This window comes from Staphylococcus massiliensis CCUG 55927, from assembly GCF_000298075.1.
Lineage (GTDB): Bacteria > Bacillota > Bacilli > Staphylococcales > Staphylococcaceae > Staphylococcus > Staphylococcus massiliensis.
On record NZ_JH815593.1, the window covers coordinates 838,492 to 848,157 of the forward strand.

Consider the following 9,666-nt stretch of genomic DNA (forward strand, 5'->3'; position numbering starts at 1 on the left):
TGTTAGACCTCTTTACTTTCTTTAGATGATTTCGTGATATTTAATATGATAAACATCAACACGATTAATACGATGGCGATAGTCGCTCCAATGCCATAGTTTTGAATCACTAAAAATTGTTCTTCTATCGCAGTACCTATTGTGATCACTTTATTACCTGTTATCAATCTCGTAATCATGAATAACGAGAGCGCCGGGATAAACGTAACTTGAACCCCAGCTCTGACGCCTTCTTTCGTTAAAGGCATGATAATCTTAGTGAAAGTCACCCACTTATTCGCACCTAAATCATTGGCAGCTTTCAAATATACATCCGGAATTTGATTCATATGATTATAAATCGGCAATAACATAAACGGTAAATATATGTATGAAGCAACGATAATAAAACTAGGCGCGTGAAATAATATTTCCAAAGCAGGTACATGCATCCACTGTAAAAATCGATTGATAATACCATCATGACTGAAAATACCAATAAACGCATAAGTCTTCAGAAGTAAATTCATCCAAGTTGGCATAATAATAAGTAGCAAAAGTAATTGTTGATGTTTAGATTGAACTAGGAAATAAGCAAGTGGAAAACTTACGACCAAACAACACACTGTTATCATAAACGCATACAATAAAGAATCTTTAAACATCGTTAAATAGTTCGGTGAGAAGACCTGTTTATAATTCGCTAGAGAGAAGTTGCCATTAATATCAATGAACGAATAATAAATCAGTAACAGAAGCGGCACGATAATAAAGAGTACCATCCAAATGAGATAAGGTGTAAATGTGAGCCATTTAAAATGTTTCGTCATACGCCTACCTCACCATTTGACGTTCGTCGATCAAAGGCTTCTTGAGATTCGTTAGGAACCATGACATGAATCGCCTCAGGTTCGAAATAAAGGCCTACTTCGTCACCAATCGTAGCCTTTTTCGTCGATTGAATAATCCATTCTTGACCAAACTGATCGTAACAACAAATCTCGTAATGTACGCCTCTAAAGAGTTGTGAATCAATCGTTACATGAATCACACTCTGACGCTTTGGTACAAATGTAATATCTTCAGGGCGAATCACCACTTCAACTTTTGTGTCAGGCGCAATACCTTTATCCACACATGAAAAGACATTTTGATTAAATGATACCTTATAATCTTTAATCATTTTGCCTTCGATAATATTAGACTCTCCGATAAATTGTGCAACAAACTTATTCAAAGGTTCATCATAGATGGCTTTTGGCGTACCAAATTGCGCAACGCGACCTTCATTCAGTACATAGATATAATCACTCAAGGCAAGCGCTTCCTCTTGATCGTGGGTCACAAATATAAACGTAATCCCGAGCCTTGATTGAAGTTCCCTAAGCTCATATTGCATCTCTTGTCTAAGATGATAATCAAGCGCCGATAACGATTCATCTAACAAGAGAACTTCAGGTTCATTAACGATTGCCCGCGCGATCGCGACACGTTGCTTCTGACCACCACTTAGTTGTTGAATCATACGGTCAGCCATACCTTCTAATTTAACTAACTTAAGTGCTTCATTAATCTTAGATTGAATCTCTTGTTTAGCGTATTTCTTCAATTTTAAACCGAAAGCAATATTGTCATACACGTTAAGATGCGGAAACAAGGCATAATCTTGAAATACTGTGTTCACCTTGCGCTTATGCGCTGGTACATGATTTATAATGTGTTGATTATATAAAATATCGCCAGTATTAGGTCTTTCGAAACCAGCGATTAAATTAAGTAACGTTGATTTCCCACAACCTGAGGGTCCTAGTATCGTATAGAAAAAGCCCTTTTTAAAATCAATGGTGATGTTTTTTAATACATCCGTATGATGAAACGTCTTAGTAACATCTCGTAGTTGAATTAATTGGTTCATGATTCCCTCCATTTTCATGTTGTTTAGTCTATGATACGAATGCATAAAAAAGCTGTATTTAGATTTATTTTACAAAACATACCATAATGCTTTATAAAAATACCAAAATACAGCTTTCTTTACAAGAAGTAATTTTTAGTTATGAGATTGTAAGATCGAACCCGCTTCATGCGCTTTTGCTTCTTTAACGACAGGATAACTATCAAAACCACTTCGTTTATGAAATTCTTTAAATATCTGTTTCTCTTCAGCTTTACCTGGCACAATTTTCTTAAATTGATTATAGCGTTCTAAGACGACATCGCGTTCAACTTTGTCTTCATAATACGCTTCTATCGAATTAAAAAATGAAACGACTGCCATCATTTCGTCATTAGTCCAATCTAAATCAATTGGGTAATTATATTCCACGATGATCTCTCCTTCTTAATTCGTTTACGTCTATTTTATCAAATACCTAACCTAAAGCGTACTTTTAACTACGTCGATCGTATCAAAAAGCTCTTGCCATTATTGTTCGTAAATATATTAAGTTGAAGCATATTTTTATGTTAAAAATTGTAAAATTGAGCCACAACAGCTTGTATCCATATGATATAATAGGCATCGGCTCTAGAAAAAAGAGGTGAATCTATGAGCTTTTACGAATATATGCAATCTTTTGATGGTGATAATACGCCCCTTGGTGAATTGGTTGCTTGGATAAACCAAGACGCTAATTTTCCTAGAGATGCGACATTACCATCAGATATATTATTGTATTGTCGTAAAGCTTACATGCCACACCATATTGAGATGATGAATGTGAAGCGGGCACTTGGTGTCTACAACCAATTCACAAATCATATCGACTAATATGATTTGGTATATTATTACCTCAAAAGGATAAGAGCCGCACCCATTTAGGGTGCTTTTTTTATGTAAAAAAGTATCCTGCCTCAAGTGGCAGGATATAGTCTTGGCCTTATTTAACGATAATAACTGGTATATCAGCGTGCTTAGCAACTTTATGAGAGACGCTACCTAGAAGCATTTCTTGAAATCGATTCAAACCACGATTGCCTAAAACTACACATTGGTATAAGCCAGAATTCGCTTCTTTAACAACAACATCTTCTGGTTGGCCATGTAAAAATTTGAAATCAAAGTTTACATCATTATCCTCGAATAAATCCTCAATGCGTGATAGCTTTTGTTCACGCGCTTTGGTTAAATTGGAACCTGGTGTTTGATGTAGTACATCATTCTTTGAATCATCTACATCTATAACATTGAGAATCGTGGCGCTTGTCTTAGAATCTATAAAATTGAGTAACTCTTCTGCAGCACGGTAACTGTTATCAGAACCATCAGCTGCTAATAAAATATTTTTATACATAAGCATACCCCTTTATTTAAGAAATGAGATGTTCTTCGTTTAATTGACTGATTTCAGATACGATTTTACGACTATCGGCATTTAAGCGTTTGACGTTAACTTTGTTACCTCTTTCTTCAAACTTATGAACAATCGTATCAATAGCATCTACCGCTGAATCGTCCCACAAATGAGCACGTGAGAAATCTAATACAATATGTTCATTTTCTTTATCAAAATCGATTTGTTCCATCAGAGAATCTATTGAAACGAAGAAAATCTGTCCATCGAAGTAATAATATAGAATATTATTTTCTTCATTAAGAGAAACATCGATTTTCGATATCTTAGTAGCGAAAAATAGCGCACTAAATATAACGCCTACAATAACGCCTAATGCTAAATTATGTGTAAACAACACGATGATGACAGTTAAAACCATAACAAAAGCATCTGTACGTGGTGCCTTTTTAAGATATTTAAATGAATTGAAATCAAATGTTCCAACCGCTACCATAACCATAATTCCAGCTAAAATCGGCATTGGAATCTTAACTACGAGTCCTCCAAGGACAATAATTAAGAAGATCAAGAAGACACCTGCTGTAAATGTGGAAAGGCGTGTACGCCCCCCTGACTTAACGTTAATGACTGATTGACCAATCATCGCGCAACCACCCATTCCACCGAAGAATGGCGCAATGATGTTCGCGATACCTTGACCTCTAGATTCACGGTTTTTATTACTATAAGTATCCGTAGCATCATCCACGATCTTAGAAGTAAGTAAACTTTCAACTAATCCAACAATTGCCATCGAAACCGAGTAAGGTAAAATAATCTTCAATGTTTCAAAATTATAAGGTACATCTGGAATGAGAAAATGTGGTAAAGATTGGTTAATTTTACCTATATCTCCTACTGTTTTAACATCGGCACCAAACATAAGATAAATCGCAGTTAAAAGTACAATTGCTATGAGCGGTGCTGGTATACGTTTAACAAATCTAGGTACAATATATACAATCAATAATGTTACAATGACATATATATATGTTGCGATAGAAATGCCAAAAATATGTTCAACCTGAGCCATAAAGATCATAATACCAAGTGCATTTACGAAACCAATCATCACAGACCTAGGTATAAATTTCATTAGGCGACCAATTTTCAAAGCACCGAGGATGAATTGAATAATTCCCATTAAAATGGTTGCTGCAAGTAAATACTCTACACCATGATCTTTCACTAAAGGTACAACGAGTAATGCAATTGCACCAGTGGCAGCTGAAATAAGAGCAGGACGTCCACCTACAATAGAAGTGACGACTGCAATGATAAATGAAGCATACAAACCAACCATAGGATCGACTCCAGCTATTATGGAAAAGGCGATTGCTTCAGGTATTAAAGCAAGGGCGACTACAATACCTGATAGAATATTAGCGACTGGGTTACTTAACCATTCTCTTTTTATAGTTTCTATCATACTTACGCTCCTAATTTTAAGATTTGACGCATTAATTATAACAGTAATAGTTTCAAAATTGTACCCCTTTTTGAAACTAATAGAGGTGAATGAAATGAATTATGGATATATTAGAGCGATAAACGTCTATGACGATGTTAACGTTCAGAAACGAAAACTTCCTCGTGACTGCCATATATTTGAAGAATTACATACTAAAAGTAAAAAGCGATATCAACTTGATCAATTACTTGACCAAATTCGTGACAACGATTGCTTATATGTTACCGATTTATGTATATTAGCTGATTCAACGAGACAGTTAGAAGAAATTATTCAACATTGTTCTACAAATGCGATTACCATACACATTTTGAATCGAGATATGGTTATTAATTCTAATAATAAAATTCCCTTCGAAAATACCTTAAAGGAAATTACACGATTTCAAAGTGATATTGTTAGCTTTAGAACTAAGCAAGGTATTTCTAACGCGAGTAGTAATGGCGCGAAGGTTGGTAGACCTAAACGAAATGATAAAAACCTAGAAGATGCGATTGCTATGTATATGTCTAAAAAATATACCCTTGATCAAATCAAGGAAAAAACGAATATAAGTAGAGCTACACTCTATCGCCATCTAGACCAATAAATTTAAATGACCACTAAGGTATCTTATAAAGCCTAAGTGGTCATTTTAGTATGTTGATTGATTACATTATGATGAATTTTAAGATATGTACTATTTATTGATTTGAATTTAAGCGCGTTAATTTAGATTTCTTCGATTTCGTGTACCAACGTATGAAACCATTCGTCATGTGAACGCGCAAGTTATCATGATCAATCTTATAAATATACTGAGGATTTATAATGCACGCTCGATTGATTCGAATCAGTTCGGGATACGCAGATTCAAACCCTTTTATGGTTCCATATAATTCATAACTACTATTAATGGTTACAAGCAAAAGTTTATGAGGCTTATCAAAACATTCAATGAGCACGACCTCATCCAACCGTTTGTAGTACGTTTCATTATAGATTTTAAAGACGATACTCCGGGAAGAAGTATGAGTAGATGCAACCACGCGTTTTTCAACGGTTTCAATTAAGCGATAAAATCTTGGAACGTCATCAATGATCGATGTTGGTATGTAAGCAAATGGCTCAACGTGGCTATTAACAATATCGATAAGTTCAGATGAATCCTGATAATCACTGATTATAAGCTGTTTACAACTCTGATCACAGGCGCGAATCGTTTGAAGTCCTTGAATTGTAGGTCCATGTAATACTTGAATGCTATATTGAATGCTGTTGAGATTTATTACATCTTTAATTTCATTAATATTTTCCGTGACACACGCTATTTTAAGGTTGCGGCTTTGAAAGTCGATGTAATTTTTAAATAGCCTTTCTAAATGGTTTCGAATACAATACTGCTTGCTATATATAAAAACTGCATAAGACAATCTATCACCTCATTACCTAAATAACCCTCTACGCGCTTTACTCAAATATGCGCTTGTAGTAGACCCCCGTTTCAATTAACCTATCGTGCGTACCTGTTTCGACGATGCGACCTTTATGCATGACATATATCATGTCCGAGTCTCGAATATTCTCAAGTTTATGTGACATAATAATTAGTGTACGGTTCAATTTTAGTAACGATTGTAAGTTTCTAAATATACGTCTTTCTAACTTATCATTGAGCGCATTCGTAGCTTCATCTAAAATTAAAATATCAGTTTGATGCAACAGCGCCCTTGCGATAGCTAGCCTTTGAAGTTGACCTGAAGAAAGATTCGTACCTTCTGTTTCAACCAACGTTGCATAACCCATAGGAAAGCTCATGATGTCATGATGAATTTCTGCCATTTTACAGGCTTCAATCATCTTAAATTGATCCAAAGGCTTTTTTATATCTATAGTGAGATTGTCTATAATGCTCCCTTTAAAAAAGAAAGGTTTTTGGGTAAGATAACCAATGCGCTTTCTTAAAGCATGTATATCTATTGCACCATAATGCATCTTATCCATGTACAGATCACCTTGGTCAACTTTGTAAAAGCCCATTAAAACTTTAGCTAAAGTCGATTTACCAGAACCGCTTTCACATACTATACTCACTTTAGTCCCTTTAGAAATCGTTATATTAATTTCTTTTAAAATAGGAACTTCGGGCTCGTAACTAAAACTAACATTAGAAAGCCTAATTTCATTCACAAAACTAACCGCTTGCGACTGCGCTTGTGCCATTTGAATCTCATTAGGTTTACTTGTATACGCTACCACCCTTCTCACTGCGATAAGAGCAGTATGAATCATAGGTTGTAATTCAATCGCGCGTTCCACAGGGCCAAAGTAATACATAACGAGTGCATTAAACGTTATTAAGTTACCTAGCGTCATATCTCCATTAACAACTTGATGACCACCTACCCACAATACAAATACAGATGCACTCAAAGCCATGAAACCTTTTATATTCAATTGGATATTAGAAAGATTCCCTAAAGTCTTATAACTTTGAATGAATTGCTCTAATCGAATCGCAACTTTCTTAGAAACCTCTTGTTCTTTTACAAAGCTTTTCAAGAATAAAATTCCATTAAAGATTTCAATGAGATAGCCATTGAACAGCGCACCTTGTTGAAGTAACAAATCATTATAACGCTTAAGCGGTGATTTAAAACTCATACTCAATATGACATATAGTGGAATCATGATTGAAATAATTATAAACAGATGCAAGTTTATATATGCAAGCATCAATGCACCCACAACAATCATGAGTAGGTCGACAAATATAGTCACAGCTATTGAAGCAATCGCGTCCCTAATTTTATGAATATCAGTTAATCTAGATGCGATTTCGCCAGGCTTTCTGCTTTCATAAAATCGCATAGGCAAATGTATGATGTGGTTAAAGAATTGCGAAATCAATTGAACATCAAGTTTAGAACTTATAGCGATCATCAATTTCCCTCTTGAAAAGGCAATCAAGGTATGCAACGCATATAACCCGATTATTGCTATAGAAAGTTGGTTAATACCGCTTTTGTCATAATGAGGTATCAAATCATCGATAAAAAATTTAAAATAGAATGTACCTAAAAAGCTTATTAAATTCAATAAAATGGATAAGAAAACGATGAGGAGTATAAATGATTTATATTGCTTAACTAAAGCCAACATTTCAGTCTTGATTGGATAATCCACTGTTTGAGTCGAAAAGTTTTCGGATTTAGTAACAAGTAACAAAATTCGCGTCCATTTCAATTTAAAATTATCTAAGGACTCTTTAGACTTACCTATAGCGGGATCTACGATATAAACATGCTGACGCGTCATCTTACGTATGACCACAAAATGGTCATAACCTTCATCATTGGTAATATGTGCAATACATGGGAGTTGCACATTATACAACTCCGGTTCATTAACAACTCTAACTGCTTTCATATCTAAACCGAGCGCTTTCCCAGCATTAACCATACCCAACAAGTTCGTACCATTTTCATTTGTATGCGCTATATCTCGAATTTTATCTACAGAAACACGCTTTTTATAATGACGACATATCATTGCGAGACATACAGGTCCGCAATCTCTTTCATCAAGTTGCTTAATAAATTTCATGGTGTCATTAACCTACTTACATTGTGAATAAGCTATACTTGTTCATTAAAATGAAAATACAATTCAACTGCTAGACTGAATACGCCACCTACTATACACCCTAGTATCGGGTGTCCGAATGCGAGACCAATGATGCCACCACATAACGCACCACCTATTACATTCCCCCATCTAATTTTCCCTCCTGAGATCTGAATCATTTCGGCATTAGTTAAGCTTGTCATCATTAATCCCTCCTTAGCATTATGATTATAAATATGAATGACTTTAACATTTTATTTGTAAATACGCTCTTAAGAGTTGGGTCTATTTAGAGATCAGAAAGTCTAGTTGCTACAATCCAATCAATCCATAAATAAGGATATCAATTAAATTACTTAAATAAGCTTTACCAAAAGTATAATTATCATAAGATTTATTGTGACGTTTGGTTATAATATGAAAGCGTTCGTCACTATTTCTAGGTTTAGTTAAAAACAAATTTAGGAGGAGCACAAATACGATTAAAGCAACGATAACTAGAATTGATTTAAGGATCATAAATATTCCCTCCCTTATTATGTAGACCATACGACTTTTCGCAGTTTATCCATTATTAGAAATAGCCCCAAAGAACAATTAATCACCCTGCTCATTGAAGTAATGAAACAACTCATAGCCTAACGTAAGCACACCACCTAAGATACATCCTACAAAAAAAGGAACACCGAAAGTTGCCGCACTTATACCGCCTATAACGACACCTACAATGACATAAACCCAGTTTATTTTACCGCCGTGTATACTAAGCATTTCATTTTGACTTAAGGTAACCATTGCTAACACCCCATTTCTTAAAATTATTTAAGGAAGCATCAAGATATAAGTTAAATTCCACATGTAAGCCCCGAAAAACGTATAATGTTCATACGTACGTTCAGGATTTTTACCGAGAATATGAAACGGTTCATCTTTATGCTTTGGCCAAGTAAGATAAAGATTAAATAAGAGAAGAAAAACAACCACGGCTATAACTACCATCAAAGCTTTAAACGTCATTCGAAACGCCTCCCTCACATTTTACAGAATTTTCAGTTAACTAAACCTAAGAAAAACGTCGCTCACTGACTCAAAGATATAACTTTAGAAAGAATATGCTTCATCACATATAAAATTTTAAAGTTATTTATTAGAATTATTTTACTATAAAATATCATTCTAGTGTTAAATTTGTCATGAATTAACCATATTTAATCTTGAAGCAAAAACATAGAATCCACAGCGCAGGGGGTATTGCCCCCATTTTCAAAAATAAAA

Annotated in this window: 12 protein-coding genes; 2 read left to right on the top strand and 10 right to left on the bottom strand. The window is 34.7% G+C overall.

Annotated elements, in window-relative coordinates:
• Positions 1 to 2: 2 nt before the first annotated feature.
• The 3 genes from A33S_RS0104375 to A33S_RS0104385 all read right to left on the bottom strand — a co-directional run bounded on the left by A33S_RS0104375 (position 3) and on the right by A33S_RS0104385 (position 2,305).
• Complete coding sequence (locus A33S_RS0104375; RefSeq protein ID WP_017176601.1) at positions 3 to 809, bottom strand: ABC transporter permease; 807 nt, start codon at positions 807 to 809, stop codon at positions 3 to 5.
• Positions 806 to 1,894 carry an ABC transporter ATP-binding protein gene (locus tag A33S_RS0104380; RefSeq protein WP_009383629.1) on the bottom strand — a complete coding sequence of 363 codons (1,089 nt, stop codon included), beginning with the start codon at positions 1,892 to 1,894 and terminating at the stop codon, positions 806 to 808. The genes A33S_RS0104375 and A33S_RS0104380 overlap by 4 nt, the downstream gene beginning before the upstream one ends.
• A 135-nt stretch (positions 1,895 to 2,029) precedes the next feature.
• A complete protein-coding gene (locus A33S_RS0104385; protein ID WP_009383631.1) occupies positions 2,030 to 2,305 on the bottom strand; it encodes a UPF0223 family protein in 276 nt (91 codons plus the stop codon).
• A gap of 222 nt (positions 2,306 to 2,527) precedes the next feature.
• Here A33S_RS0104385 and A33S_RS0104390 point away from each other — a divergent pair, with 222 nt between their 5' ends.
• Positions 2,528 to 2,749, top strand: coding sequence for a YozE family protein (locus A33S_RS0104390; RefSeq protein ID WP_009383633.1), 222 nt, complete (start codon positions 2,528 to 2,530; stop codon positions 2,747 to 2,749).
• A 109-nt stretch (positions 2,750 to 2,858) separates the two neighbouring features.
• On the opposite strand, the gene A33S_RS0104395 is transcribed toward A33S_RS0104390, so the two are convergent.
• Together A33S_RS0104395 and A33S_RS0104400 are read right to left on the bottom strand one after the other, a co-directional pair.
• Complete coding sequence (locus A33S_RS0104395) at positions 2,859 to 3,272, bottom strand: universal stress protein (RefSeq protein WP_017176602.1); 414 nt, start codon at positions 3,270 to 3,272, stop codon at positions 2,859 to 2,861.
• A gap of 16 nt (positions 3,273 to 3,288) precedes the next feature.
• Positions 3,289 to 4,743, bottom strand: a complete 1,455-nt coding sequence (locus tag A33S_RS0104400; protein ID WP_037556670.1) for a SulP family inorganic anion transporter — start codon at positions 4,741 to 4,743, stop codon at positions 3,289 to 3,291.
• 94 nt (positions 4,744 to 4,837) lie between these two features.
• On the opposite strand from A33S_RS0104400, the gene A33S_RS11600 reads away from it, so the two are divergent.
• Positions 4,838 to 5,374, top strand: a complete 537-nt coding sequence (locus A33S_RS11600) for a recombinase family protein (protein WP_026048961.1) — start codon at positions 4,838 to 4,840, stop codon at positions 5,372 to 5,374.
• Positions 5,375 to 5,468: 94 nt separating this feature from the next.
• Here A33S_RS11600 and A33S_RS0104410 read toward each other — a convergent pair whose 3' ends face one another.
• From A33S_RS0104410 to A33S_RS0104435, 5 genes are all read right to left on the bottom strand, one after another.
• Positions 5,469 to 6,197, bottom strand: a complete 729-nt coding sequence (locus A33S_RS0104410; protein WP_009383639.1) for a LytTR family DNA-binding domain-containing protein — start codon at positions 6,195 to 6,197, stop codon at positions 5,469 to 5,471.
• 37 nt (positions 6,198 to 6,234) lie between these two features.
• Positions 6,235 to 8,370, bottom strand: a complete 2,136-nt coding sequence (locus A33S_RS0104415; protein WP_009383640.1) for a peptidase domain-containing ABC transporter — start codon at positions 8,368 to 8,370, stop codon at positions 6,235 to 6,237.
• Between the two features lie 32 nt (positions 8,371 to 8,402).
• Complete coding sequence (locus tag A33S_RS0104420; RefSeq protein ID WP_009383641.1) at positions 8,403 to 8,594, bottom strand: hypothetical protein; 192 nt, start codon at positions 8,592 to 8,594, stop codon at positions 8,403 to 8,405.
• A gap of 394 nt (positions 8,595 to 8,988) precedes the next feature.
• Entirely contained in the window at positions 8,989 to 9,186 is a 198-nt protein-coding gene (locus A33S_RS0104430) for a class IIb bacteriocin, lactobin A/cerein 7B family (protein WP_009383643.1), read from the bottom strand.
• 27 nt (positions 9,187 to 9,213) lie between these two features.
• Positions 9,214 to 9,408 carry a hypothetical protein gene (locus A33S_RS0104435; protein ID WP_009383645.1) on the bottom strand — a complete coding sequence of 65 codons (195 nt, stop codon included), beginning with the start codon at positions 9,406 to 9,408 and terminating at the stop codon, positions 9,214 to 9,216.
• Positions 9,409 to 9,666: the final 258 nt, after the last annotated feature.

Excerpts from the sequence above, each read along its gene's own strand:
- A33S_RS0104420 (WP_009383641.1), bottom strand. The coding sequence starts at position 8,594 with ATGACAAGCTTAACTAATGCCGAAATGATTCAGATCTCAGGAGGGAAA.
- A33S_RS0104435 (WP_009383645.1), bottom strand. The coding sequence starts at position 9,408 with ATGACGTTTAAAGCTTTGATGGTAGTTATAGCCGTGGTTGTTTTTCTT.
- A33S_RS11600 (WP_026048961.1), top strand. The coding sequence starts at position 4,838 with ATGAATTATGGATATATTAGAGCGATAAACGTCTATGACGATGTTAAC.
- A33S_RS0104375 (WP_017176601.1), bottom strand. The coding sequence starts at position 809 with ATGACGAAACATTTTAAATGGCTCACATTTACACCTTATCTCATTTGG.
- A33S_RS0104395 (WP_017176602.1), bottom strand. The coding sequence starts at position 3,272 with ATGTATAAAAATATTTTATTAGCAGCTGATGGTTCTGATAACAGTTAC.
- A33S_RS0104400 (WP_037556670.1), bottom strand. The coding sequence starts at position 4,743 with ATGATAGAAACTATAAAAAGAGAATGGTTAAGTAACCCAGTCGCTAAT.
- A33S_RS0104430 (WP_009383643.1), bottom strand. The coding sequence starts at position 9,186 with ATGGTTACCTTAAGTCAAAATGAAATGCTTAGTATACACGGCGGTAAA.
- A33S_RS0104380 (WP_009383629.1), bottom strand. The coding sequence starts at position 1,894 with ATGAACCAATTAATTCAACTACGAGATGTTACTAAGACGTTTCATCAT.
- A33S_RS0104415 (WP_009383640.1), bottom strand. The coding sequence starts at position 8,370 with ATGAAATTTATTAAGCAACTTGATGAAAGAGATTGCGGACCTGTATGT.
- A33S_RS0104390 (WP_009383633.1), top strand. The coding sequence starts at position 2,528 with ATGAGCTTTTACGAATATATGCAATCTTTTGATGGTGATAATACGCCC.